Raw genomic sequence first — 25,135 nt, 5'->3', positions numbered from 1 at the left:
CCGCCCCTACCCGTCCCGTCCCTGGGGGCTGCCGCCCCCGGACCCCCGCTTCGGCCCTGAACGGGCCTTGTCCTCAAGCGCCGGACGGGCTGGATCAGACTCGTCCCGTCCCTGGGGGCTGCCGCCCCCGGACCCCCGCTTCGGCCCTGAACGGGCCTTGTCCTCAAACGCCGGACGGGCTGGATCAGAAAACGCCGGACGGGCTGGATCAGACCGTGACGAAGTCGATCAGTTCCTCCACGCGCCCCAGCAGCTCCGGCTCCAGGTCGCGGTACGAGCTCACCCGCTTCAGGATCGCCTGCCACACCGCGCCCGTGTTCTCCGGCCAGCCCAGCGCCCGGCAGACCCCGGTCTTCCAGTCCTGTCCGTGCGGTACGCGAGGCCAGCCGGGGATTCCCACGGCCGACGGCTTCACCGCTTCCCAGATGTCGATGTACGGGTGGCCCACCACCAGGGCGTGCTCGCTGGTCACCGACTCCGCGATGCGCCACTCCTTCGTGCCGGGGACCAGATGGTCCACCAGGATGCCCAGACGGGCGTCGGGGCCCGGCGCGAAGTCCGCCACGATGGACGGGAGGTCGTCCACGCCCTCCAGGTACTCCACGACCACGCCCTCGACGCGCAGGTCGTCGCCCCACACCTTCTCGACCAGCTCGGCGTCGTGCCGGCCCTCGACGTAGATGCGCCCGGCGCGGGCCACGCGCGCGCGTGCGCTCGGGACGGCGACCGAACCGGATGCGGTACGGGTGGGACGTACCGGAGCCTGCCCGGTCGGCCGGACCAGGGTGACCGCACGGCCCTCCAGCAGGAAGCCCCGGGGCTCCATCGGGAAGACCCGGTGCTTGCCGAAGCGGTCCTCCAGGGTGACCGTGCCCGCCTCGCAGCGGATCACCGCACCGCAGAAACCCGACCCGGGCTCCTCGACCACCAGGCCGGGCTCCGCAGGGACTTCCGGTGCGGGCTCGGTCTTCTTCCACGGCGGGGTCAGGTCCGAAGAGTACTGGCGCATTCGGATGACGATAGGAGAAGCCGCGGCCGTCCGGCCGTCCGGGTCACCGCGACACGCCGAAGCGCCCCGCCAGCGCGTCCCGCTGGGCCCGTACGAACCCCGCGTCCACCACCGCTCCGTGACCGGGCACGTACCGCGCGTCCTCGCCGCCCAGCTCCAGCAGCCGGTCCAGCGCGGCCGGCCAGTGCGACGGTACGGCGTCCGGGCCCGCCTGGGGCTCGCCGGACTCCTCGACCAGGTCGCCGCAGAAGACCACCCCGGGTGAGCCCGGCACCAGGACCGCGAGATCGTGGGCGGTGTGGCCGGGGCCCACGTTCGCCAGCAGGACCTGCCGGCCGCCGCCCAGGTCGAGGGTCCACTCGCCGGAGACCCGGTGCCGGGGCACCACCAGGGCGTCGACCGCCTCGTCCGCCGAGGAGGCCGCCAGGCCGTGGTGGACCGCGTCCGCCCGCAGCCCCTCGCGAGCGGACCGCCCCTCGAACACCGTGTCGATGCCCACCGGGCCGAACACCTCCACCCCCGCGAACGCCGCCGCGCCGAACACGTGGTCGAAGTGGGGGTGGGTCAGCGCGAGATGAGTCACACGGTGACCGGCGAGCTCCTCCGCCCCCGCCCGCAGCCGGGCACCCTCCTGGAGGCTCGACCCGGCGTCGATCACCAGGGCGCTGCCCTCGCCGACGACCAGCCCCACCGTGCAGTCCCAGCCAGGGAGCCGGCACCGCCCGACCCCGGCCGAAACCCGCTCCCATCCCAGCTCTTCCCAAGTCACCGTCATACGGCGACGCTAACCAGAACGGCACGTCCGGGCACGGCCTCGTGGGACCGGCCTTGCCCGGTGCGTACCTCACGGCCGTACACTGGGCCGGGGAACGCTGGCACTCGGATATGACGAGTGCCAGGCCAGGCACCCAGGGGACTGGGGGACGACTTCTGGAGGTGTGCGCGGATGCTGAGTGAACGCAGGCTCCAGGTGCTGCGCGCCATCGTCCAGGACTACGTCGGCACCGAGGAGCCCGTAGGGTCCAAGGCGCTCACCGAGCGGCACAATCTCGGTGTCTCCCCGGCGACGGTCCGCAACGACATGGCCGCCCTGGAGGACGAGGGGTTCATCGCCCAGCCGCACACCAGCGCCGGGCGGATTCCCACCGACAAGGGGTACCGGCTGTTCGTCGACAAGCTGGCCGGGGTCAAGCCGATGACCGGGCCGGAACGGCGCGCCATCCAGAACTTCCTCGACGGCGCCGTCGACCTCGACGACGTCGTGGCGCGGACCGTGCGGCTGCTCGCGCAGCTGACTCGGCAGGTCGCCGTCGTGCAGTACCCCTCGCTGACCCGTTCGACCGTGCGGCACGTCGAGCTGCTGTCACTCGCGCCCGCGCGTGTGATGCTCGTGCTGATCACGGACACCGGGCGGGTCGAGCAGCGGATGGTCGACTGCCCGGCGCCGTTCGGCGAGAGCCCGCTCGCGGATCTGCGGGCGCGGCTCAACAGCCGGATCGCGGGCCGTCGTTTCGCCGACGTCCCGCATCTGGTGGAGGATCTGCCGGAGGCCTTCGACGTCGAGGACCGCGGCACGGTCGCGACGGTGCTCTCCACCCTCCTGGAGACGCTCGTCGAGGAGAACGAGGAGCGGCTGATGATCGGCGGCACCGCCAATCTGACCCGCTTCGGGCATGACTTTCCCCTCACCATCCGACCCGTCCTGGAAGCGCTGGAGGAGCAGGTCGTGCTTCTCAAGTTGCTTGGCGAGGCGGGGGATTCGGGCATGACCGTACGGATCGGTCATGAGAACGCCTATGAGGGACTCAACTCCACTTCTGTGGTCTCGGTCGGTTACGGTTCGGGCGGCGAGGCAGTAGCCAAGCTCGGCGTGGTCGGACCGACCCGCATGGATTACCCGGGAACGATGGGAGCGGTACGCGCAGTGGCACGGTACGTCGGACAGATCCTGGCGGAGTCGTAAGTGGCCACGGACTACTACGCCGTTCTAGGCGTGCGCCGCGACGCGTCGCAGGAAGAGATCAAGAAGGCCTTCCGGCGGCTCGCACGCGAGCTGCACCCGGACGTCAATCCGGATCCGAAGACCCAGGAGCGGTTCAAGGAGATCAACGCCGCTTACGAGGTGCTGTCGGACCCGCAGAAGAAGCAGGTCTACGACCTCGGCGGTGACCCGCTCTCGCAGGCGGGCGGCGGTGGCGCGGGCGGCTTCGGCGCCGGCGGTTTCGGCAACTTCTCGGACATCATGGACGCGTTCTTCGGTACGGCGTCGCAGCGCGGTCCGCGCTCGCGCACCCGGCGCGGCCAGGACGCGATGATCCGGCTGGAGATCGAGCTGGACGAGGCGGCCTTCGGCACCACGAAGGACATCCAGGTCGACACGGCGATCGTCTGCGTCACCTGCAGTGGTGAGGGCGCGGCGCCGGGCACGACCGCCCAGACGTGTGACATGTGCCGCGGCCGCGGTGAGGTGTCGCAGGTGACCCGGTCCTTCCTGGGCCAGGTCATGACCTCGCGCCCCTGCCCGCAGTGTCAGGGCTTCGGCACGGTCGTCCCGACGCCGTGCCCGGAGTGCGCCGGCGACGGCCGAGTCCGTTCGCGTCGCACCCTGACGGTCAAGATCCCCGCCGGTGTCGACAACGGCACCCGGATCCAGCTCGCGGGCGAGGGCGAGGTCGGACCCGGTGGCGGTCCCGCCGGCGACCTGTACGTCGAGATCCACGAGATGCCGCACTCGCAGTTCCAGCGCCGGGGCGACGACCTGCACTGCACGGTCACCCTCCCGATGACGGCGGCCTCCCTGGGCACCAAGGTCCCGCTGGAGACGCTGGACGGCCTGGAGGAGGTCGACATCCGGCCCGGCACCCAGTCCGGCCAGTCGATCCCGCTGCACGCGCGCGGTGTCACGCACCTGCGCGGCGGCGGTCGCGGCGACCTCATCGTGCACGTCGAGGTGCAGACCCCGTCCAAGCTCGACCCGGAACAGGAACGGCTGCTGCGCGAGCTCGCCAAGCTGAGGGGCGAGGAGCGCCCGACGGGGCAGTTCCAGCCGGGGCAGCAGGGGTTGTTCTCCCGGCTGAAGGACGCGTTCAACGGTCGCTGAGGACACCCGCCGCCGGGCTGCGCCGGGCTGGATTCGACGGGCGTCAAGGGCCCCTCCGAGGGGCCCTTGGGGCACCGTCCAAGGGCCCTGACATTCGGAGATGCCGTCGGCCTATGCCGGGCGGAAGGCCGGATTCGGACTTGTTCGGAGGACGTGACAACATGCCGTCATGTCCTCCGCGCTGACCGATCTCTTCCCATACCCGATCGTGCAGGCCCCCATGGCGGGCGGCGTCTCCGTACCGACGCTCGCAGCCGCCGTGTGCGAGGCCGGCGGGCTCGGGTTCCTCGCTGCCGGGTACAAGACGGCCGACGGCCTGTACCAGGAGATCAAGCAGCTGCGGAGCCTCACGACCCGCCCCTTCGGCGTGAACCTCTTCCTGCCGCAGCCGGAGTACCCCGGTGCAAGCACCGGCTCCACTGGAGCGGCTAGCGCCGCGCCCGCCAATGCCGCCGCGGTCGACGTCTACGCCCACCAGCTGGCCGGCGAGGCCGTCTGGTACGAGACGGAGCTCGGCGACAAGGACAGCGGCCGCGACGACGGCTACGAAGCCAAGCTCGCGGTGTTGCTCGACAACCCGGTACCGGTGGTCTCCTTCCACTTCGGCGTCCCCAGCTCCGACGTCCTGGACTCGTTGCGCCGGGCAGGCACCTTCACCCTGGTCACGGCGACCACCGCCGAGGAGGCCTTCGCCGTCGAACGGGCCGGCGCCGACGCGGTGATCGCGCAGGGCGTGGAGGCGGGCGGCCACCAGGGCACCCACCGGGACACCCCGGAGACCGACGGCTCCGGCATCGGCCTGCTGTCGCTGGTCGCCCAGATCCGCGAGACCGTACGGATCCCGATCGTCGCGGCCGGCGGCATCATGCGCGGCAGCCAGATCGCCGCCGTACTCGCCGCGGGCGCCGCCGCGGCCCAGCTCGGCACGGCGTTCCTCGCCACCGCCGAGTCCGGCGCGAACGCCGTCCACAAGCACGCGCTGACCAACCCCCTGTTCGTCCGCACGGAGTTGACCCGCGCCTTCTCCGGCCGGCCGGCCCGCGGCCTGGTCAACCGCTTCCTGCGCGAGCACGGTCCGTACGCGCCCCCCGCCTACCCGGAGATCCACCACCTCACCTCGCCGCTGCGCAAGGCGGCCGCCAAGGCAGGCGACGCGCAGGGCATGGCGCTGTGGGCGGGACAGGGCCACCGGATGGCACGCGAACTGCCCGCGGGGCAGCTGGTGGAGGTGCTGGTCGCCGAACTGGCCGCCGCGAAGACGGCGTTGTCGTCCCGCCCGGCCACGGGTGACATCTGATGACCGCGCCGGTGTTCGTGCTCGACCCGCTCCACATTCCGGACTTCAGTGGCGGAGAGCTCGTCCTCGACGGCCCGGAGGGACGGCACGCCGTCTCCGTGAAGCGGCTGCGGCCCGGCGAGGACGTCGTCCTCACGGACGGGCGTGGGCGCTGGATCGAGGGTGTCGTCAAAGCCGCCGAGGGCAAGGACCGGTTGGTCGTCTGTGACCTGGAGAGCCTCCAGGAGGAGCCGCCGGAGCAGCCGCGCGTCACCGTCGTCCAGGCGCTGCCCAAGGGCGACCGGGGCGAGTTGGCCGTCGAGACCATGACCGAGACCGGTGTCGACGCGATCGTGCCCTGGACCGCGTCCCGGTGCATCACGCAGTGGAAGGGCGACCGCGGTGTGAAGGCGCTCGCCAAGTGGCGTGCCACCGCCCGCGAGGCCGGCAAGCAGTCCCGCCGGGTCCGCTTCCCCGAGGTCGCGCAAGCGGCAACGACCAAGCAGGTAGTGGCACTTCTCGCCAAGGCCGACTTCGCCGCCGTACTGCACGAGGACCGCGCGTACGGCAGCGCGGCGCTGGCGACCGCCGAACTCCCCGCCGACGGCGAGATCGTGCTGGTGGTCGGCCCCGAAGGGGGCGTCTCCCCCGAGGAGTTGGCGCTCTTCGACGAGGCGGGCGCTAAGGCGTACCGCCTGGGCCGTACCGTGCTGCGCACCTCGACCGCGGGCACGGCCGCGACCGCGCTGCTCCTCGGCCGCACCGGCCGCTGGTCCTGACCGACAAGGGGAACACGGTGGAACTCGCACAGGTACGACTCCTCGTCACCGACTTCGCCGCCTGCTACGGCTTCTACGTCGAAGTCCTCGGCCTGAAGCCCCAGTCGGGGGCTGCGGACGGCCCGTACGAGAAGTTCAGCGCCGCCACCGGCGCGGCCGGTATCGCCCTCCAGGACCGGTCCGTGATGGCCGAGGTCCTCGGCGAACTCGGCGAAACGGCCACCGGGCACCGCTCCCTGGTCGTCCTGCGCGTCGACGACCTCGACACCTACTGCGAGCAGATCACCGCGCGCGGCGCCGATCTCCTGCACGGCCCGTCCCCCATGACGGACCGGATGCGCGTCGCCCACCTCAAGGACCCCGAGGGCAACCTGGTGGAGCTCCAGGAGTGGCTGCTGCTGCAAGGCTGACGGGGCCGGCGCTCCGGGGCGCGTGAGTGTCCGTATGCGCTCTACCGTCGTGGGCCGGACGGTGGCAGGCTGCCTCTCATGGGGGCGTTGAGACGAATCCGGCGTCGGTCACGCGGACAGCGGATGGCGGCCGTGGCGGGACTTGCCGTGGTCGCCGTGGGCGGGGCCGTCGCCTGTGAACCGGGCGGGCTGAACACCGCGACCGTGGCCTTTACGACCGATCAGACCGTGACGGCCGAGCTTCAGCGGCAGAAGGCCGACGTACGGTGGCTCAACTGCACGGCCTCGTACGACGACGGGGCGAGCCCGAGCGCGAGCGCGACCGAGAACACCGTCGTCTCCGTCGACTGCAAGGGCGAGACGGACGACGGGAAGGACATCACCGTCACCGGCAGGGTGACGCGTGCCGTCAGCGGCGCCTGTGTGCTCGGCGACCTGACCGCCAAGATCGACGGTAAACAGTGGTTCCACGTGAGCGGGCTCGGCGACTGCGACGCGAAGACCACCCCGCCCGTCAACCGTCCCGGGCAGCCGGGTCCCACCGTCACGGTGACCGTGACCAGGACCGTCTGGTGCCAGGTCGACCCCTCATGCCACCCGGTCGAGGGCAAGTGATCGTCCGGTGTCGGTGGTTGGCCAAGTGATCGAACCCCCTGTTCACGGGCGACGCGCGTGCATAGGGTGATCGGGTGACACAGCCAGCGACGTCGCCGTCTCCCGCGTACTTCCGGTTTCCGCATCTGCACGGAGAGCTGGTCGCCTTCACCGCCGAGGACGACGTGTGGCTCGCCCCGCTCGACGGCGGCCGGGCCTGGCGCGCGAGCGCCGACAACGTGCCGGTGACCCACCCCCGGATCTCCCCCGACGGCACCACCGTCGCCTGGACCAGCACCCGCGACGGCGCCCCCGAGGTGCACATCGCCCCGGTCGACGGCGGCCCCGCCAAGCGCCTCACGCACTGGGGCAGTTGGCAGACCCAGGTACGCGGCTGGACCCCCGACGGCCAGGTCCTCGCGATCACCACACACGGCCAGGTGAACCTGCGCCGCAAGTGGGCGCACGCCGTCCCGCTCGACGGCGGACCGGCCACCCGACTGCCGTACGGCCTCGTCGGCGACGTCGCCCACAGCGGCTCGGGCATGGCCGTGCTGTGCACCTCCGTGGGACGCGAGGCGGCCTGGTGGAAGCGCTATCGGGGCGGCACGGCGGGCAAGCTGTGGATCGACCGGGAGGGCGACGGAGAGTTCGTACGGCTGCACGAGGACCTGGACGGGAACCTCGAATATCCGGTGTGGGTGGGGGACCGGGTCGCGTTCCTGTCCGACCACGAGGGCGTCGGCGCGCTGTACTCCTCCCTCCCCGACGGCTCCGACCTGCGGCGGCACACCCCTCATGGGGGCACCTCCCGCTCGAGCGAAGCCGAGAGTGGGGGAGGCTTCTACGCCCGGCACGCGGCCGGCGACGGCACCCGGGTCGTGTACGCCAGTGCCGGTGAACTGTGGATCCTCGACGACCTGGACGGCGCCGAACCGCGGCGGCTCGACATCCGCCTCGGTGGACAGCGCGTCGACCGGCAGCCGTTCCCGGTGAACGCCGCCCGCTGGTTCGGCTCCGGCGCCCCCGACCACACCGCTCGCGGCAGCGCGATCGGGGTCCGCGGCGCCGTGCACTGGGTCACCCACCGCTCCGGGCCCACCCGCGCGCTCGCCGCCGAGCCCGGCGTACGGGCCCGGCTGCCGCGCACCTTCCGCGCGGACGGCGAGGAATGGGTGGTGTGGGTGACGGACGCGGAGGGCGACGACGCCCTGGAGTTCGCGCCCGCCACCGGCCTCGCGCCCGGTGCCACCCCGCGCCGCCTCGCCGCCGGACAGCTCGGCCGCGTCCTCGGGCTCGCGATGGCGCCCGACGGCAGCCGGGCCGCCGTCGCCGCGCACGACGGACGGGTGCTGCTCGTCGAACGGGAGACCGGCGAGGTCCGCGAGGTCGACCGCAGCGAGGACGGGGACGCCTCCGGCCTGGCCTTCTCACCCGACTCCAGCTGGCTCGCCTGGTCGCACCCCGGCCCGCGCCCGCTGCGCCAGCTGCGGCTCGCCAACACCACCGACCTGTCGGTCACCGAGGCGACCCCGCTGCGCTTCCAGGACTACTCCCCGGCCTTCACCCTCGACGGCAAGCACCTCGCCTTCCTGTCCAACCGCTCCTTCGACCCGGTCTACGACGAGCACGTCTTCGACCTCGCCTTCGTGGTCGGCGACCGCCCGCACCTGATCACCCTGGCGGCGACCACGCCCTCGCCGTTCGGCCCGCAGCGGCACGGTCGCCCCTTCGAGGCGCCGGACAAGGACGAGACCCCCGAGAGTGAGGGCGCCCCGGCCACCCGGATCGACCTGGAGGGCCTCGCCGACCGGATCGTGCCGTTCCCCGTCGAGGCGGCCCGCTACTCCAACCTGCGGGCGGCGAAGGACGGGGTGCTGTGGCTGCGGCACCCGGTGCGCGGAGTGCTCGGCTCCTCCAGGGCGACCCCCGACGACCCGGACCCGCACACCGAGCTGGAGCGCTACGACCTCGCGCAGCAGCGCATCGAGCATCTCGCGGTCGACGTCGACCACTTCGCGGTCAGCGGTGACGGCAAGCGGGTCCTGCTGTGGACCGACGGGCGGCTGAAGGTCGTCCCCAGCGACCGGCGCGCCTCCAACGACGACGACAGCGACACCAACATCACCGTCGACCTCTCCCGGATCCGGCAGCTCGTCGACCCGTCGGCCGAGTGGCGGCAGATGTACGAGGAGACCGGTCGCGTCATGCGGGACCAGTTCTGGCGCGCGGACATGAGCGGCGTCGACTGGACCGGCGTCCTCGACCGCTACCGCCCCGTCCTTGACCGGGTCGCCACCCATGACGACCTCGTCGACCTGCTCTGGGAGGTCCAGGGCGAGCTCGGCACCTCGCACGCCTACGTCATGCCGCGCGGCGGCCACGGCGGCGGTCCCCGGCAGGGATTGCTCGGCGCGGACATCTCCCGCCACCAGGACGGCCCGCAGGGATCGGCGCGGTGGCGCATCGACCACATCCTGCCGACCGAGACCTCCGATCCCGGCGCCCACTCCCCGCTCGCCGCTCCTGGCGTCGCGGTGCGCGCCGGGGACGCGATCGTCGCGGTGGGCGGCGTGCCGGTCGACCCGGTGACCGGGCCCGGCCCGCTCCTCGTCGGTACGGCGGGCAAGCCGGTCGAGCTGACCATCTCGCCGTCCGGCGGCGGCGAGGTACGGCACGCGGTCGTCGTCCCGGTCGCCGACGAGGAACCCTTGCGGTACCACGCGTGGGTCGCGGACCGGCGGGCGTACGTGCACGAGAAGTCCGGTGGCCGACTGGGGTATCTGCACGTGCCCGACATGCAGGCGCCCGGCTGGGCCCAGATCCACCGTGACCTGCGGGTCGAGGTCGCCCGCGAGGGCCTGGTCGTCGACGTCCGTGACAACCGGGGCGGGCACACCTCCCAGCTCGTCGTCGAGAAACTGGCCCGGCGGATCGTCGGCTGGGCGGTGCCGCGCGGGATGCGGCCGTACAGCTATCCGCAGGACGCGCCCCGAGGGCCGGTCATCGCCGTCGCCAACGAGTTCTCCGGCTCCGACGGCGACATCGTCAACGCGGCGATCAAGGCCCTGGGGATCGGACCGGTCGTCGGTACCCGCACCTGGGGCGGAGTGATCGGGATCGACAGCCGCTACCGACTGGTCGACGGCACACTGATCACCCAGCCGAAGTACGCGTTCTGGCTGGAGAACTACGAGTGGGGCGTGGAGAACCACGGCGTAGACCCGGACGTCGAGGTCGTCCAACGCCCCCAGGACTACGCGCAAGGCAGAGACACACAACTCGACGAGGCAATCAGGCTGGCCCTGGAGGCACTGCAAGACAGCCCCGCAAAAACCCCGCCTACTGTGCCCACCTAAGGGGCGCGGGGAACTGCGCGCTCAGCCACCAATCACCCGCACCCGACGACGATACGATGCCCCCCACGAGATCATTTCCGCTAACCCCCGGAGGGACCATGGCAGGGGAACCGCAGGACGACTGCCTGTTCTGCAAGATCGTCGCGGGCCTGATCCCGGCGACGATCATCCGTGAGACCGCCACCACCGTCGCCTTCCGGGACATCAACCCCCAGGCGCCCACCCACGTCCTGGTGATCCCGAAGGCCCACCACATGGACGTCGCCGCGCTCGCCACCGAGGCCCCGGAACTCGCCGTCGACATCCTGCGCGAGACCAAGGCCGTCGCCGACGACGAGAAGCTGGACAGCTACCGCACCGTCTTCAACACCGGCAGCGGCGCCGGCCAGACCGTCTGGCACGCCCACGCGCATGTCATCGGCGGTCGCGGCATGCAGTGGCCCCCGGGGTAACTCATCGTGTCCGTACGTGAGTTGGTCGTCCTCGGCACCGCCAGCCAGGTCCCGACCCGGCACCGCAACCACAACGGCTACCTGCTGCGCTGGGACGGCGAGGGCATCCTCTTCGATCCCGGCGAGGGCACCCAGCGCCAGATGCTGCGCGCCGGGGTCGCCGCGCACGACCTGAACCGGATCTGCGTCACGCACTTCCACGGCGACCACTCGCTGGGTCTCGCCGGGGTCATCCAGCGGATCAACCTCGACAAGGTTCCGCACGAGGTCACCGCCCACTACCCGCGCTCCGGGCAACGGTTCTTCGACCGGCTGCGGTACGCCACCGCGTACCGCGAGACGGTCGAGATCGTCGAGGTGCCGGTCGCGGCCGACGGCGTGATCGCGGCCACGGGCGGCTACACCCTTCAGGCCCGTAAGCTCTCCCACCCCGTCGAGTCGTACGGCTACCGCCTCGCCGAGCCCGACGGCCGCCGCATGCTGCCCGACCGGCTCACCGCGCACGGCATCAAGGGCCCGGACGTCGGCCGCCTGCAACGCGACGGCGTCCTCGACGGCGTCAGCCTCGACGACGTCAGCGAGACGCGGCTCGGACAGCGGTTCGCGTTCGTCATGGACACCCGGCTGTGCGACGGCGTGTACGCGCTGGCCGAGGGCTGCGACCTGCTCGTCATCGAGTCGACGTTCCTCGACGAGGACGAGCGACTGGCCGTCGACCACGGTCATCTGACGGCGGGCCAGGCGGCGCGGGTCGCGCGGGACGCCGGGGTACGGCATCTCGTGCTCACGCACTTCAGCCAGCGGTACTCCGAGCCGGAAGAGTTCGAACGGCAGGCGCGGGCCGCCGGCTTCGAGGGCGAGCTGACCGTCGCCCACGACCTCCTGCGTGTCCCGGTTCCGAAACGGCGATAAAGCGGCCGTACGATACTTCGATGTCCCTCCCCAAAGCAGAACTGCACCTCCATATCGAAGGCACCCTGGAGCCGGAGCTGGCTTTCGAGCTGGCCGCCCGCAACAGTGTCGAGCTGCCGTACGCCGACACGGACGCGCTGCGCGAGGCGTACCAGTTCGAGGACCTCCAGTCCTTCCTGAACCTGTACTACGAGCTCATGGCCGTCCTGCGCACCGAGCGGGACTTCGAGGACCTCGCGAACGCCTACCTCGCCCGGGCCGCCGCCCAGGGCGTACGGCACGCGGAGATCTTCTTCGACCCGCAGGCGCATCTCGCGCGGGGCGTCGGCATGGGGACGGTCGTCGAGGGGCTGTGGCAGGCGCTGGGCAGCAGCGAGGCGAACCACGGTGTGTCCACGCAACTGATCATGTGCTTCCTGCGGGACGAGTCCGCCGAGTCGGCGCTTGAGACACTGGAGGCCGCGAAGCCTCACCTCGACCGGATCGTCGGCATCGGGCTCGACTCGGCCGAGGTCGGGCATCCGCCGGTGAAGTTCCGCGCGGTGTACGAGGCCGCCGCCGCCCTCGGCCTGCGGCGGGTGGCGCACGCCGGTGAGGAGGGGCCGCCGGAGTACATCACCGAGGCCCTGGACGTGCTCGGCGTGGAGCGGATCGACCACGGGCTGCGGTGCATGGAGGACAAGGCGCTGGTCGCCCGTCTGGTCCGGGACCGGATTCCGCTGACGCTGTGTCCGCTGTCCAACGTCCGGCTACGGGCCGTGGACGTCCTCGCCGAGCACCCGCTGCCCGCGATGCTGGAGGCCGGGCTGCTGTGCACGGTCAACTCCGACGACCCGGCCTACTTCGGCGGCTACGCCGGCGACAACTTCGACGCCGTATGCCAGGCGCTGGGCCTGGGCGAGGACCGGCTGCGGGAGCTGGCCCGCAACTCCTTCGTCGCGTCCTTCCTGGAGCACGACGAGGAGCGGCGGGCGCGCTACCTCGCCGAGGTGGAGGCGTACGAGTTCTCGTGACCGCCGTCAGGCTCCCGGGGTGCCCGACGCCTGCCGGGGGCCGGCCGTGCCGTAGGCCTGTTGGGCGGGGACGGCCGGGGCGTCGATCGGGATCTCCACGACCGGCTGTTCCGGAGCGACCTGGGCCAGCGCGTCCGCCGGGGTGCCGGTCGAGGCGGCGACCACGACGGCCGGCGTGCCACCCCTGCGGCGCACCGCGCGGGACAGCAGGGGGCGCCCGCTGGTGTGCAGGGCCACGGCGGTCATCGGGAGCGTGATGACGAGCAGCCCGAGGGCGAGGAGCACGCCCATCGCCGGGAAGCCGGCCTGCGCGGACAGCAGGCTGCCGGCCAGCGGGCCCGCCGCGGTGCCGAGCGAGGACGCGGAACCGACCAGCACCGCCCAACGCCCGCGCGGGTCGAGGGAGGCGGCGAGGCCGAGCACGTACGACAGGACGATCGGGTAGAGCGTGTTCCAGGCGATCTCGCCGGTCGCGAAGCCGGTCAGGTCGGTGGCGGAGGCGCTGAGGGCGATACAGCCCGCTATGAGGGCGGTGCCCGCACCGACGGGCAGAGCCCGGCCGAGTCGCGGGCCGAGCGCGCCCGCGCCCAGGACTCCCAGGAGCCCCGCGCCCAGCGCCGCGGCGAAGACGGCGCCGACGGTGGCCTCGGAGAGGTGCGCCTGGGTGAGACCGATGCGGCCGCTGACGCCCCACAGGGAGTTCTGCGCGAGGGACCAGCAGAGCAGGGTGGCGGCCAGGACCAGCCCGGCGCGGAGGTGGGGCAGCGGGTCGCGCGGGCGGCGGGCCTGGTGGGCCGTGGCCGTACGTTCCGGGAGGCGGCCGGTCACCGGCCAGACCGCGAGCGCGGTGAGGGCGATCGCGGCCGGCGGCAGGCCGTGCCCGGGACCCAGGTGCGGCACCGTCAGGTAGACGGCGCCCGCGAGCGCGGAGACGCTCAGCAGCCCCAGGGTGGTGATGCGATGCGGATCCCGCTGGGCGGCGATTCCGGTGGCGGAGACCGTGGTGGCCGTACCGGATCCGAAGCCGCCCAGCACGGCGCCGGCGACGACCGCGGGGACGGACGAGGTGAGGGCGGCGGTGCCGTAGCCGAGGACGGCCAGCGTGAGCCCGACGCGGGCCAGCGCACGGGCGCCGATCCGCTCGACTCGGGAGGCGAGCACAAAGCCCGCCGAGGCCGAACTCAGCAGCAGGGCACTGCCGATGGCGCCCGCCTGCGTGGCGGACAGCGGGAGCCCCGAGTCCAGCCTGCCGACGGTGGTGGGGAGGAGATAGGGGGCGAGGTACCCGGCCGTGAAAAGGGCGACGAGGGGCCAGGGCGTGGTGGTGCGGGCGAACACGGGCGTTCCCAGGGCATGCGAAAGAAGCGGCTCAGAAGGGGGGTGGGCGCAGGCCGTCGACGGACAGGAGCGCGCGGGCAATTTGTAGCAGGCACGCGGTTGGGAGAAGAAACGCGGGGGGTGTGATGTGGCACACGTTGCGTTTGGTGTGTGTGGGGTCGGGTAGACGAGCGCCTTTTTCCAGGTGGCCGAGGGTGGGATCCCCGCAAGCTACCGCCAGTGCGGAGCGCCCCCCGCGCCCGGTGCCGTCGCCTCGATCTTGGCCCTGATCTCCCGCATCACCGCGACGATCCGCGCCTCGTGCTCAGGCGTCAGCCGGGCCACCGGCACCGAGCAGCTGACGGCGTCCTGGGCGGGGGAGTCGTACCGCAGGGCGAAGCCGAAGCCGACGATGCCGAGGACGCCCTCCTCGCGGTCCACGGAGTAGCCGCGGGACCGCACGGCGGCGAGGTCCGTCAGCAGGGACGCCCGGTCGGTGTGCGAGTTCGGGGTGAGCGCCTCGTAGGGACCCTCGGGCAGCTCGGTGTCGTCCCGCTCGGCCAGCAGCGCCTTGCCCAGCGCGCCAGCGTGGGCCGGCAGCCGGCGCCCGACCCGGCTGATGGTCCGCAGGTACTCGTGCGACTCGCGCGTCGCCAGATAGGCCACGCCCCGCCCGTCGAGCCGCCCCAGGTGGATCGTCTCGCCCAGCGCCTGGGACGCCTCGTCGAGATACGGCCGCACCGCCCGCACGCGCGGGTCGGAGTCGAGGTAGCTGGTGCCGGTGAGCAGGGCGTGGATGCCGATGCCGTAGAGGGAGCCGGTGGCGTCCGTGCGTACCCAGTCGCGCGAGATCAGGGTCTGGAGCAGCGCGTACATCGAGCTGCGGGGCACGTCCAGCGCTTCCGCGAGCTCCTGGAGCCGGGCCGGCCGGTCACCGCGGGCGGCGAGCAGTTCGAGCAGTTCGACCGTGCGCGCGGCCGACTTCACTTCACGGACGCCGGCTGTCTCTGACATGTGTCGATCGTAATCGGGAGTGACCGGGTCATTGACGGTTTTCGTTCGTGTATCTAACCTTCATCTTCATACGTAGATAGCGTCTCTATAGGGAGATGATCGAGGGTGAGTCCCGAGACGGACGCCGTGACCCGGCGACTGCGGGAGGGCATGGCGAACGGCGTGCTGTCGTTCCCGCTGACCAGCTTCCACGCCGACGGCTCCCTCGACCCGCACGGCTTCCGCGCACATGTCGCCGACCGGATCGCCGCCACCCCCGGCGCCGTCTTCCCCGCCTGCGGCACCGGCGAGTTCTTCTCCCTGGACGAGGACGAGTACCGCCAGGTCGTGACCATCGCGGCCGAGGAGGCCGGCGGCCGCGTGCCCGTCGTCGCCGGAATCGGCTACGGCTGGGCACAGGCCGTCCGCTTCGCCCGCATCGCCGAGGAGGCCGGGGCGGACGCCCTCCTCGTCCTGCCGCACTACCTGGTCGCCGCCCCGCAGGACGGCCTGGTCGCCCAGCTGGAGCGGATCGCGGCCCGCACCCGGCTGCCGCTCATCGCCTACCAGCGGGGGCAGGTCGCCTTCGGTGTCGAGGCGTTCGGGCGGGTCGCCCGGATCCCCGGAGTCATCGGCCTCAAGGACGGCCACAGCGACCTCGACCGGCTGCAACGCCTCACGCTCTCGGCCCCCGAGGACTTCCTGTTCTTCAACGGCGCCGCCACCGCCGAGATCCAGGCCCGCGCCTACGCCACGGTCGGCGTCGCCGCCTACTCCTCCGCGGTCCACGCCTTCGCCCCCGAGATCGCGAACGCCTTCTTCACCGCCCTGCGCGACGGCGACGAAGGCGCGGTCCGCACGCTGCTGCGCGCGTTCTACGTCCCGCTCGTCGAACTCCGCGACCGGGTGCCCGGATACGCCGTGTCCCTGGTGAAGGCGGCGGCCCGACTGCGCGGCTGCCCGGTGGGACCCGTACGCGCCCCGCTCACCGATCCCTCGGCCGCCGACCTGGACGACCTCAGGCTGTTGCTGACCACCGGACTCGACCTCGTAGGAGCCGCCCTGTGACCCGCGACCTGAGCATCACCGAGGTACGGCTGACGCCGATCCTGGTCGCCGATCCGCCGCTGCTGAACACCCAGGGCGTGCACCAGCCGTACACCCCCCGGCTGATCGTGGAGGTCGTCACGGCGGACGGGATCACCGGTGTCGGCGAGACCTACGGCGACACGAAGTACCTGGAGCTGGCGCGGCCGTTCGCCGCCAAACTGATTGGCCGTCAGGTCAGCGATCTGGGCGGCCTGTTCGTGGTCGCCGAGGAGGTGGCCGTCGACGGGGCCCGCGTCACCGGCCAGGTCGACGTCGGCGGACTGCGGGGCGTCCAGACCGCCGACAAACTCCGCCTGTCCGTCGTCTCCGGCTTCGAGGTCGCCTGCCTCGACGCCCTCGGCAAGTCCCTCGGCCTGCCCGTGCACGCGCTGCTCGGCGGCAAGCTCCGGGACACGGTCGAGTACAGCGCGTACCTCTTCTACCGGTGGGCCGACCACCCACAGGGCGTGGCCGGCGAGAAGGACGACTGGGGTGCCGCCGTCGATCCGGCCGGGGTCGTCGAGCAGGCCCGGAGGTTCACCGAGCGGTACGGCTTCACCTCCTTCAAGCTCAAGGGGGGCGTCTTCCCGCCGGACGAGGAGATCGCGGCCGTCCGGGCACTCGCCGAGGCGTTCCCCGGCCACCCCCTGCGCCTGGACCCCAACGGGGCCTGGAGCGTGGAGACTTCGCTGAGGGTCGCGACGGAGCTCGGGGACGTCCTCGAGTACCTGGAGGACCCCGCCCTCGGTATCCCGGCCATGGCCGAGGTCGCCGCGCGGACGGAAGTGCCGCTCGCCACCAACATGTGCGTGACGACCTTCGCCGAGATCAAGGAGGCGTTCACCCGCGACGCCGTCCAGGTGGTGCTCTCCGACCACCACTACTGGGGCGGGCTGCGCAACACGCAGCAACTCGCCGCGATCTGCCGCACGTTCGGGGTCGGGGTGTCCATGCACTCCAACACCCACCTGGGGATCTCGCTGGCGGCCATGACCCATGTGGCGTCCACCGTCCCGAACCTCCACCACGCCTGCGACTCCCACTACCCCTGGCAGTCGGAGGATGTCCTCACCGAACGGCTGACTTTCGACGGCGGCAGGGTCACCGTTTCGGACACACCCGGCCTCGGCGTCGAACTCGACCGCGAAAAGCTCGCGTTCCTGCACCGACGGTGGCTCGACGACGACGGGTCGCTGCGCGAGCGCGACGACGCGGCGGCGATGCGGGTCGCCGACCCGGAGTGGGTCACGCCGCCCGTGCCGCGCTGGTAGAGGCCGCGGGGGTGGGCCGCCGGGGCGCTGGCCGATGGTGCCGGGAAGCCGGGAAGCCGGGAAGCCGGGGTGCCGGGGAGCCGAGGTGTCCTGGTGCCGGATGTCGGAGCGTCGGCGCGCCTCGGCGCCCGGGTGCCGGGGTGACGGCGGCAGGCGTCGTCGGGCCGGCCGAGGCGGTCGGGCCGGTCGGGGTCGGTCAGGCGGTCGGGGCGGGTCGCGGCAGGTCCGGGCCGGCCCAGGGGCCTTGGACGGCGGGCCTGACGCGGTCTGCGGTTCGGGTCCGGTGTGACGACGGTGTGTTGTCGGTGCTGTGGTGCAGACTGGCCTGATCCGTACCTCGTCAGGGAGCGCACCGTGATCGCGTCCACCGCGTCCATCGGAGAGGACCACCGCGACCAGCCCAGGGTCGACCCGCTGGCCGCCCTGCGCAGGCCCGGCGACCCGCCCTGGGACGTCTACCTCACCGGCCCCGTGTTCCTCGACATCATCTTCACCGGGCTCGACTCCGCCCCGGTGCGCGGGACCGAGTCCTGGGCCCGCGGCATGGGGTCGAGCCCCGGAGGCGTGGCCAACATGGCGACCGCGCTGGCGAGGCTCGGCCTGCGCACGTCACTGGCGGCCGCGTTCGGCGACGACCACTACGGCGAGTACTGCTGGGACACCCTGGAGCAGGGCGAGGGCATCGACCTCACCCCCTCCCGCAGGGCTCCCGGCTGGCACTCCCCGGTCACCGTCTCCATGGCGTACGAGGGCGAGCGCACCATGGTCTCCCACGGCCACGAGCCGCCCCCGGAGGAGCCCGCGCCGGACTGCCCCCCACGCGCGCGTGCCGCCATCGCCTCCCTCACGCCCGGCAAACGCGCCCCCTGGATCGCCCAGGCCGCGGGCAAGGGCGCCCGGATCTTCGCCGACGTCGGCTGGGACGACACCGGGGCGTGGGATCTGGCGGGGCTCGCCGATCTCGAACACTGCGAGGCGTTCCTGCCGAACGCGCAGGAGGCGATGCGGTACACCGGCGCCGACTCGCCCCGGACCGCGGCGCACGCGCTCACCGCCCACGTACCGCTCGCCGTCGTCACCCTCGGTGCGGAGGGGGCGTACGCGGTGGACCGGCGGACGGGGGAGACAGCGGAGGTTCCGGCCATCGCGGTGGAGGCACTCGACCCGACCGGTGCGGGAGACGTCTTCGTGGCGGGCTTCGTCACCGGCACGCTGGCGGGGTGGCCGCTCGCCGACCGGCTGGCGTTCGGCGGTCTCACGGCCGCGTTGTCCGTGCAGGAGTTCGGAGGCTCGTTGTCGGCGCCGGGATGGTCCGAGATCGGCGCGTGGTGGCGGAAGGTGCAGTCGGTGACAGGGCAGGAGCCGGCGGCGCTGCGGCGGTACGGGTTCCTGGCGGGTCTGGTGCCGGAGCAGGCCGGGCGGCCGTGGCCGTTGCGGCGGGCGGTGCCGACGATCGGGTTCGGCCGGTCGACGTGAGCGTCCCCCGGACCTCTGCCCCGGACTCCCGGCACGGGCGGCGAAAAGCCTTACGGCGTTGTCAGTGCACCGTCGTACCCTTGGTATCGCGAGGCCGCTCTCAGCTACGCGGCCGTGATGAGGAGGAACCGCAGGCCTTCAGCGCCGGCCCATGACTCAGACACCCACAGCTCATACACCCGCGCAGGGGCAGGCCAAAGCACAGTTCACCGTCCCCGCCCAGCACCCCATGGTGACCGTGCTGGGTTCCGGAGACTCCCTGCTGCGCGTGATCGAGAAGGCCTTCCCGGCCGCCGACATCCACGTCCGGGGCAACGAGATCAGCGCGGTCGGCGAGGCCGCCGAAGTCGCTCTCATCCAGCGCCTGTTCGACGAGATGATGCTGGTGCTCCGCACCGGACAGCCGATGACGGAGGACGCAGTGGAACGCTCGATCGCCATGCTCAGAGCCAGTGACAACGGCGAGAGCGACGGCCAGGAAACACCGGCCGAGGTGCTCACGCAGAACATCCTCTCCTCGCGCGGCCGCACGATCCGCCCCAAGACCCTCAACCAGAAGCGGTACGTCGACGCGATCGACAAGCACACGATCGTCTTCGGCATCGGCCCCGCCGGTACCGGCAAGACCTACCTCGCCATGGCCAAGGCGGTGCAGGCCCTGCAGTCCAAGCAGGTCAACCGCATCATCCTGACCCGCCCGGCGGTGGAGGCGGGGGAGCGGCTCGGATTCCTCCCGGGCACGCTCTACGAGAAGATCGACCCGTATCTGCGCCCGCTGTACGACGCGCTGCACGACATGCTGGATCCCGACTCGATCCCGAAGCTGATGGCCTCGGGGACGATAGAGGTCGCGCCACTGGCGTACATGCGCGGTCGCACGCTCAATGACGCCTTCATCATCCTGGACGAGGCGCAGAACACCAGCGCCGAACAGATGAAGATGTTCCTCACCCGTCTCGGCTTCGACTCGAAGATCGTGATCACGGGTGACGTGACCCAGGTGGACCTGCCGAGCGGCACGAAGTCGGGTCTGCGGCAGGTGCAGGACATCCTCGAAGGCCTCGACGACGTGCACTTCTCGCGGCTCACGTCCCACGACGTCGTACGGCACAAGCTGGTCGGCCGTATCGTCGACGCGTACGAGAAGTACGACAGCCAGAACGGTACGGAGAACGGCTCCCACACGGGCGCCCGTAACAAGCGGAAGTAGACCAGCGCGACCATGTCGATCGACGTCAACAACGAGTCCGGAACCGAGGTCGACGAGCAGGCGATCCTCGACATCGCCCGCTACGCGCTCGCACGGATGCGCATCCACCCGCTCTCCGAGCTCTCGGTGATCGTCGTGGACGAGAACGCCATGGAGCAGCTGCACATCCAGTGGATGGACCTGCCGGGGCCCACCGACGTCATGTCCTTCCCGATGGACGAACTGCGTCCCCCGTCGAAGGACGACGACGAGCCCCCGCAGGGCCTCCTCGGCGACATCGTGCTGTGCCCCGAGGTCGCCAAGAAGCAGGGCGAGGAGGCCGAGACGCAGCACTCCATGGACGAGGAGCTCCAGTTGCTCACCGTCCACGGTGTGCTGCACCTGCTGGGCTACGACCACGAGGAGCGAGACGAGAAGGCCGAGATGTTCGGCCTCCAGGCGGCCATCGTGGACGGCTGGCGCGCGGAGAAGGGCCTGACCGGCCCGTCCCCCGCCCCGACCGTCTCATGAGTCCCACCCTCGTCTCGGGCGCCATCGCCCTGGTCGTCGTCGCGTGGCTCGCCGCCTGTGCGGAGGCGGGCCTCGCGCGGGTCTCCAGCTTCCGGGCCGAGGAGGCGGTGCGGACCGGCCGTCGCGGCAGCGCGAAGCTCGCCCAGATCGCCGCCGACCCGACCCGCTATCTCAACGTGGCGCTGCTGGTGCGCGTCGCCTGCGAGATGGCGGCCGCCGCGCTCGTCACCTACGCCTGTCTGCGGGAGTTCGACGGCACCACCGAGGCGCTCCTGGTCGCGATCGGGGTGATGGTCCTCGTGTCGTACGTCGCCGTCGGGGTCTCCCCGCGCACCATCGGCCGCCAGCATCCGCTCAACACGGCGACGGTGGCGGCGTACGTCCTGCTGCCGCTGGCGCGGATCATGGGCCCGATCCCGTCCCTCCTCATCCTCATCGGCAACGCGCTCACCCCCGGCAAGGGCTTCCGTCGCGGCCCCTTCGCCTCCGAGGCGGAGCTGCGCGCGCTGGTCGACCTCGCGGAGAAGGAGTCGCTGATCGAGGACGAGGAGCGCCGCATGGTGCACTCGGTCTTCGAGCTGGGCGACACGCTCGTACGGGAGGTCATGGTCCCGAGGACCGACCTGGTCGCCATCGAGCGCTACAAGACCATCCGCCAGGCGCTGACTCTGGCGCTGAGGTCGGGTTTCTCGCGTATTCCGGTCACCGGCGAGAACGAGGACGACATCGTCGGGATCGTGTACCTGAAGGACCTGGCCCGCAAGACGCACATCAGCCGGGACGCGGAGAGCGAGCTGGTGTCGACGGCGATGCGTCCGGCGGCCTTCGTCCCCGACACCAAGAACGCCGGCGACCTGCTGCGCGAGATGCAGCAGGACCGCAACCACGTGGCCGTGGTCATCGACGAGTACGGCGGCACCGCCGGCATCGTCACCATCGAGGACATCCTCGAGGAGATCGTCGGGGAGATCACCGACGAGTACGACCGCGAACTCCCGCCCGTCGAGGACCTCGGCGACGACCGCCACCGGGTCACCGCCCGCCTCGACATCACCGACCTCGGCGAGCTGTACGGGCTGGAGGAGTACGACGACGAGGACGTGGAGACGGTCGGCGGCCTGCTCGCCAAGGCCCTGGGCCGTGTGCCCATCGCCGGGGCGTCGTCGGTCGTCGGGCTTCCGGACGGCCGGGAACTGAGGCTGACCGCGGAGGCCGCGGCGGGCCGCCGGAACAAGATCGTGACGGTGCTGGTGGAGCCGGTGGGCCCGACGGAGCACCCCGTGGACGAGGAGAAGAAGCCGGAGTGACGCCCCAGGAGCTGCGCGCGTTCTGTCTGTCCTTCAACGAGGCCGTGGAGGACTTCCCGTTCCGGCCGGAGATCTCGGTCTTCAAGGTGCTGGGCAAGCTCTTCGCCCTGACCACGCTGGACGCGAAGCCCCTGACGGTCAACCTCAAGTGCGCCCCCGAGGACGCGATCCGGCTGCGCGGCGAGCACCCGGGCCTGATCGCCCCCGGCTACCACATGAACAAGCGCCACTGGAACACGGTGACGGCCGACGGCGACCTCCCGGACCGGCTGCTGCGGGAGCTCATCGAGGACTCGTACGACCTGGTGGTGGCGGGGTTGCCGCGCGCGGAGCGGCTCCGGCTCGACCGTGCGTGAGCCCTGGTTCGAGGGCGGCCTCGGCGTTCTTCGTATGCTCAGCTCATGACTGACAGCGCGCTTGATCCCGAGGACCGCAAGATCGTCACCCTGGCCCGTTCGGCGCGGGCCCGCAACGGTGTGCCCGAGGGGGCGGCCGTGCGGGACGAGACGGGACGTACGTATGTGGCCGGGACCGTGGCCCTGGACTCGCTGAAGCTGAGTGCGCTGCGGACGGCGGTGGCGATGGCGGTGGCGTCCGGGGCGACGTCGCTGGAGGCGGCGGCGGTGGTGACGGACGCGGAGGGGGCCTTGGCGGAGGACCTCGCGGCGGTGCGCGACCTCGGTGGTGCGGGGACGCCGGTGCTGGTGGCGGGGCCTGATGGTGCGGTGCGGCTGACGGTCTCGGCGGGCTGAGGTCCGCTGACGGTCTCCGCGGGCTGAGGTCCGCTGCCGGTCTGGGCGCGCCGAGCGAGTAGGCCGGAAATCAGCCTTGCAAGCGCTTGCCTCCCGCGCATCAATGAAACCATATCCCCTGACGGCTCATCAGATTCAAGCCGCCGCAGCTGACCGCACCCACCTGCCAAAGCGACGGCCGTCAACGCGCACTCCCAGACAACTGTGAAGGGAGCTCATCCCCATGAGAGGCAAGCGCACAACCACAGGTGCGGCAGTACTGGTCGGGGCCCTCGCGGTCACCGGCCTCGCGTTCGCGCCCACCGCGGCCGCGGTCACCCCGACGACAGCGACGATCAACGCCAGTTGCGGACTGTTCGGCGGCGGGGCGGCCACGCTGACCGCGACGCAGAGCGGAACCTCGGCCACCATCACCCTCTCGTCCACCGCCATCAAGACACCGATCGCGATTGCCGCGGACACCATCACGTCCACGCTCACCATGGTGAAGGCGAGCGGTGGCACCACCGTCTTCAGCGGGAAGAAGAACCCGGCCATGGCCGCCAACAGCGCGGTCACCGTCGGACCGCTCAGCGGCACCGTGGCCTCCGGCGACAGCCTGGAGTTCTACGGCGGCTCGCTGCTGATGACCATCTTCGGGATCCCCGTCACCTGTACGGCGAGCGCGAAGCAGGCACCGGGCCCGTTCGTGTTCGACTGAGTGTCCGGCTGAGGGTCTGGCTGAGTTTCCGGCCCCGCCTTCGGCCGGTGATCGACTGAGTGATCTGCTCCGGATGCCGCGGAAACTGATGGCCCGTCAGCTTTCTGCGGCATCTGCATTGACTTCTCACGCGATCCGCACGTCAATGCCCCCTGTCGGCGCGGAAAGAGCCGCCGCGCCGCATCCCTCTGGAGGGGGCACACATGGGATCCATCCGAAGACGCCGCTGGGCGTCGCTGCTCGGGGTGACCGCGGTCGCGCTCACCGCGGGCGGGGCGCTGGCCTGCCCGGCCGGTGCGGCGGGCACGAACGTGGACTTCGCCACGCACTGCATCCCGCCCGCGATCGCGGGCATCCCGCCGATCGACGGCACCACCACCGGGAACGTCTCGGTGGACAACACCAGCCCCAAGGTCGGCGACACGGTCACCGTGACGTACACCGTGGTCACCGCGGCCGCCAGCAACCCCACCGAACTCGCCCTGCCGGCCGACATCATGACCCCGACCGGCAAGGTCACCCTCGGTGGCGCGCAGACCGGGGACGTGACGGTCGCGGGGCCGAAGAAGAACGACCCGGTGCCCGGGAAGGGCGCCTTCCCGTCGTTCTCCATGACCGGCACCTTCAAGGTCACCCAGGCCGGCGCGATCACACTCTCGCCGGGCGACTACAACATCCACACCAGCTACATCATGGAGCTGGACACCCCGTGCACGGTGATCACTCCGCCCGCGCCGGTCTCCGAGACCGTCACCGCGACGGACTCGACCCCGGGCAACCAGCGTGCCATCACGCTGGGTTCGGCCTCGGGGAACGCTGGTGACAGCGTCACCGTCAACGGCACCGGCTTCACGGCCGGCGCGAGCGTCACACTGGCCGGACGCTCCGGGAACCAGCAGACCCAGGACACCGCGACCGTGACCGCGTCCGCCCAGGGCGCCTTCAGCGGATCGCTCGTCGTCAACGACACGACGACGACCGGGATCGTCGCGTACGAGGGCGCCTCCTGGGACGCGGACAAGGGTGCCGGGCCCGGGGCCTACGTCGTCAACGGCACCACGCCGCCCACACCCGCCGGCAGCCAGAAGCTGACGACGACCGTGAAGGCGGGGACGCTGTCCATGTCCCAGGCCGGGGACGCCGTCTCGCTGTCGGCGGTCGACTTCGGCAAGGGCGGGGCGTCGACCGGCCCCCTCAACACGGTGACCGTCAAGGACTTCCGCGGCGGCCCCGCGGGCTGGTCCCTGACCGGCAAGGTCACCGACTTCACCGCTTCCGCCGCCAACCTCACCGACCCCGGCGCCAAGATCGACGCGGGGAAGCTGAGCTGGACCCCGGCCTGCGCGACCAAGGCCGGCAGCCCCAGCACCTGCAAGGCGGGTTCGGCGGGGACGGTGGGCACCTCGGGGGCGACCCTGGCGTCGGCCCCGGACGGCACGCGCACCGGCGGTGAGTTCACCGTGGATGCCGGACTCTCCCTGGACGTACCGGCGTTCACGCCTCCGGGCTCGTACTCCGGCGTCCTCACCCTCACGCTCACCTGAGTCCGACGGCACGGGCGCCCGCACCCGCCCGTCGCCTCCATCCACGTCCGTGGGGGGCCGCA

The 25,135-nt window shown here is 71.7% G+C and carries 24 protein-coding genes; 20 read left to right on the top strand and 4 right to left on the bottom strand.

Translation table 11 applies throughout. From position 1 onward, the window contains the following. Positions 1–208: 208 nt before the first annotated feature. Entirely contained in the window at positions 209–1,009 is an 801-nt protein-coding gene (locus tag AB0H86_RS13940; protein ID WP_362436906.1) for a DUF3097 domain-containing protein, read from the bottom strand. A gap of 43 nt (positions 1,010–1,052) precedes the next feature. Next, on the bottom strand, positions 1,053–1,784 hold the full coding sequence (locus tag AB0H86_RS13935) for an MBL fold metallo-hydrolase (RefSeq protein ID WP_362436904.1): 732 nt from the start codon (positions 1,782–1,784) through the stop codon (positions 1,053–1,055). 171 nt (positions 1,785–1,955) lie between these two features. On the opposite strand from AB0H86_RS13935, the gene hrcA reads away from it, so the two are divergent. From hrcA to AB0H86_RS13885, 10 genes are all read left to right on the top strand, one after another. Then, entirely contained in the window at positions 1,956–2,972 is a 1,017-nt protein-coding gene (gene hrcA, locus AB0H86_RS13930; RefSeq protein ID WP_362436902.1) for a heat-inducible transcriptional repressor HrcA, read from the top strand. Further along, a complete protein-coding gene (dnaJ, locus tag AB0H86_RS13925; protein ID WP_362436900.1) occupies positions 2,973–4,109 on the top strand; it encodes a molecular chaperone DnaJ in 1,137 nt (378 codons plus the stop codon). 169 nt (positions 4,110–4,278) lie between these two features. Further along, entirely contained in the window at positions 4,279–5,406 is a 1,128-nt protein-coding gene (locus tag AB0H86_RS13920) for a nitronate monooxygenase (protein ID WP_362436898.1), read from the top strand. Then, on the top strand, positions 5,406–6,164 hold the full coding sequence (locus AB0H86_RS13915) for a 16S rRNA (uracil(1498)-N(3))-methyltransferase (RefSeq protein ID WP_362436896.1): 759 nt from the start codon (positions 5,406–5,408) through the stop codon (positions 6,162–6,164). The genes AB0H86_RS13920 and AB0H86_RS13915 overlap by 1 nt, the downstream gene beginning before the upstream one ends. A 17-nt stretch (positions 6,165–6,181) precedes the next feature. Next, a complete protein-coding gene (locus AB0H86_RS13910; RefSeq protein ID WP_362436894.1) occupies positions 6,182–6,574 on the top strand; it encodes a VOC family protein in 393 nt (130 codons plus the stop codon). Positions 6,575–6,697: 123 nt separating this feature from the next. After that, on the top strand, positions 6,698–7,189 hold the full coding sequence (locus tag AB0H86_RS13905) for a hypothetical protein (protein ID WP_362436892.1): 492 nt from the start codon (positions 6,698–6,700) through the stop codon (positions 7,187–7,189). A 74-nt stretch (positions 7,190–7,263) separates the two neighbouring features. Further along, positions 7,264–10,527, top strand: a complete 3,264-nt coding sequence (locus AB0H86_RS13900; protein ID WP_362436890.1) for a S41 family peptidase — start codon at positions 7,264–7,266, stop codon at positions 10,525–10,527. Positions 10,528–10,625: 98 nt separating this feature from the next. Continuing rightward, entirely contained in the window at positions 10,626–10,979 is a 354-nt protein-coding gene (locus tag AB0H86_RS13895; RefSeq protein WP_362436888.1) for a histidine triad nucleotide-binding protein, read from the top strand. Positions 10,980–10,985: 6 nt separating this feature from the next. Beyond that, on the top strand, positions 10,986–11,891 hold the full coding sequence (locus AB0H86_RS13890; protein WP_362436886.1) for a ribonuclease Z: 906 nt from the start codon (positions 10,986–10,988) through the stop codon (positions 11,889–11,891). A 20-nt stretch (positions 11,892–11,911) separates the two neighbouring features. After that, a complete protein-coding gene (locus AB0H86_RS13885) occupies positions 11,912–12,904 on the top strand; it encodes an adenosine deaminase (protein WP_362436884.1) in 993 nt (330 codons plus the stop codon). A gap of 6 nt (positions 12,905–12,910) precedes the next feature. Here AB0H86_RS13885 and AB0H86_RS13880 read toward each other — a convergent pair whose 3' ends face one another. After that, entirely contained in the window at positions 12,911–14,242 is a 1,332-nt protein-coding gene (locus tag AB0H86_RS13880; RefSeq protein WP_362436882.1) for an MFS transporter, read from the bottom strand. A gap of 210 nt (positions 14,243–14,452) precedes the next feature. Next, entirely contained in the window at positions 14,453–15,235 is a 783-nt protein-coding gene (locus AB0H86_RS13875) for an IclR family transcriptional regulator (protein WP_362436880.1), read from the bottom strand. Positions 15,236–15,385: 150 nt separating this feature from the next. Here AB0H86_RS13875 and AB0H86_RS13870 point away from each other — a divergent pair, with 150 nt between their 5' ends. From AB0H86_RS13870 to AB0H86_RS13825, 10 genes are all read left to right on the top strand, one after another. Then, positions 15,386–16,282 carry a 5-dehydro-4-deoxyglucarate dehydratase gene (locus AB0H86_RS13870; protein ID WP_362437348.1) on the top strand — a complete coding sequence of 299 codons (897 nt, stop codon included), beginning with the start codon at positions 15,386–15,388 and terminating at the stop codon, positions 16,280–16,282. After that, entirely contained in the window at positions 16,279–17,574 is a 1,296-nt protein-coding gene (locus tag AB0H86_RS13865; RefSeq protein WP_362436878.1) for a glucarate dehydratase family protein, read from the top strand. Before AB0H86_RS13870 ends, AB0H86_RS13865 begins: the two co-directional genes overlap by 4 nt. 354 nt (positions 17,575–17,928) lie before the next feature. Further along, a complete protein-coding gene (locus AB0H86_RS13860) occupies positions 17,929–19,050 on the top strand; it encodes a PfkB family carbohydrate kinase (protein WP_362436876.1) in 1,122 nt (373 codons plus the stop codon). Positions 19,051–19,201: 151 nt separating this feature from the next. Beyond that, positions 19,202–20,260, top strand: coding sequence for a PhoH family protein (locus tag AB0H86_RS13855; protein ID WP_362436874.1), 1,059 nt, complete (start codon positions 19,202–19,204; stop codon positions 20,258–20,260). Positions 20,261–20,272: 12 nt separating this feature from the next. Next, positions 20,273–20,770 (top strand): rRNA maturation RNase YbeY, encoded by a 498-nt coding sequence (gene ybeY, locus AB0H86_RS13850; protein WP_362436872.1) that lies wholly within the window; start codon positions 20,273–20,275, stop codon positions 20,768–20,770. After that, positions 20,767–22,077, top strand: coding sequence for a hemolysin family protein (locus AB0H86_RS13845; protein WP_362436870.1), 1,311 nt, complete (start codon positions 20,767–20,769; stop codon positions 22,075–22,077). The genes ybeY and AB0H86_RS13845 overlap by 4 nt, the downstream gene beginning before the upstream one ends. Then, positions 22,074–22,433 (top strand): MmcQ/YjbR family DNA-binding protein, encoded by a 360-nt coding sequence (locus AB0H86_RS13840; RefSeq protein ID WP_362436868.1) that lies wholly within the window; start codon positions 22,074–22,076, stop codon positions 22,431–22,433. Before AB0H86_RS13845 ends, AB0H86_RS13840 begins: the two co-directional genes overlap by 4 nt. A 45-nt stretch (positions 22,434–22,478) precedes the next feature. Continuing rightward, entirely contained in the window at positions 22,479–22,829 is a 351-nt protein-coding gene (locus AB0H86_RS13835; protein WP_362436866.1) for a cytidine deaminase, read from the top strand. Between the two features lie 223 nt (positions 22,830–23,052). Next, the gene (locus tag AB0H86_RS13830; RefSeq protein WP_362436864.1) at positions 23,053–23,529 is read left to right on the top strand and encodes a hypothetical protein; all 477 of its coding nucleotides are present in this window, start codon (positions 23,053–23,055) and stop codon (positions 23,527–23,529) included. Positions 23,530–23,732: 203 nt separating this feature from the next. Continuing rightward, positions 23,733–25,073: a beta-xylosidase gene (locus AB0H86_RS13825; RefSeq protein ID WP_362436862.1), complete on the top strand. Its 1,341-nt coding sequence runs from the start codon at positions 23,733–23,735 to the stop codon at positions 25,071–25,073. The last annotated feature ends 62 nt before the right edge of the window (positions 25,074–25,135 follow it).

It is taken from the genome of Streptomyces sp. NPDC050997 (assembly GCF_040660135.1).
Classification (GTDB): Bacteria; Actinomycetota; Actinomycetes; order Streptomycetales; family Streptomycetaceae; genus Streptomyces.
Note: the sequence above shows the minus strand (reverse complement) of the source record. Positions and strands in the feature narration are given on the sequence as shown.

Coding starts and splice junctions, on each gene's coding strand:
- AB0H86_RS13875 (WP_362436880.1), bottom strand. CDS start 15,235: ATGTCAGAGACAGCCGGCGTCCGTGAAGTGAAGTCGGCCGCGCGCACG.
- AB0H86_RS13905 (WP_362436892.1), top strand. CDS start 6,698: ATGGCGGCCGTGGCGGGACTTGCCGTGGTCGCCGTGGGCGGGGCCGTC.
- AB0H86_RS13915 (WP_362436896.1), top strand. CDS start 5,406: ATGACCGCGCCGGTGTTCGTGCTCGACCCGCTCCACATTCCGGACTTC.
- AB0H86_RS13825 (WP_362436862.1), top strand. CDS start 23,733: ATGGGATCCATCCGAAGACGCCGCTGGGCGTCGCTGCTCGGGGTGACC.
- AB0H86_RS13935 (WP_362436904.1), bottom strand. CDS start 1,784: ATGACGGTGACTTGGGAAGAGCTGGGATGGGAGCGGGTTTCGGCCGGG.
- AB0H86_RS13920 (WP_362436898.1), top strand. CDS start 4,279: ATGTCCTCCGCGCTGACCGATCTCTTCCCATACCCGATCGTGCAGGCC.
- AB0H86_RS13830 (WP_362436864.1), top strand. CDS start 23,053: ATGAGAGGCAAGCGCACAACCACAGGTGCGGCAGTACTGGTCGGGGCC.
- hrcA (WP_362436902.1), top strand. CDS start 1,956: ATGCTGAGTGAACGCAGGCTCCAGGTGCTGCGCGCCATCGTCCAGGAC.
- AB0H86_RS13870 (WP_362437348.1), top strand. CDS start 15,386: ATGGCGAACGGCGTGCTGTCGTTCCCGCTGACCAGCTTCCACGCCGAC.
- AB0H86_RS13835 (WP_362436866.1), top strand. CDS start 22,479: ATGACTGACAGCGCGCTTGATCCCGAGGACCGCAAGATCGTCACCCTG.
- AB0H86_RS13940 (WP_362436906.1), bottom strand. CDS start 1,009: ATGCGCCAGTACTCTTCGGACCTGACCCCGCCGTGGAAGAAGACCGAG.
- ybeY (WP_362436872.1), top strand. CDS start 20,273: ATGTCGATCGACGTCAACAACGAGTCCGGAACCGAGGTCGACGAGCAG.
- AB0H86_RS13845 (WP_362436870.1), top strand. CDS start 20,767: ATGAGTCCCACCCTCGTCTCGGGCGCCATCGCCCTGGTCGTCGTCGCG.
- AB0H86_RS13895 (WP_362436888.1), top strand. CDS start 10,626: ATGGCAGGGGAACCGCAGGACGACTGCCTGTTCTGCAAGATCGTCGCG.
- AB0H86_RS13885 (WP_362436884.1), top strand. CDS start 11,912: ATGTCCCTCCCCAAAGCAGAACTGCACCTCCATATCGAAGGCACCCTG.
- AB0H86_RS13855 (WP_362436874.1), top strand. CDS start 19,202: ATGACTCAGACACCCACAGCTCATACACCCGCGCAGGGGCAGGCCAAA.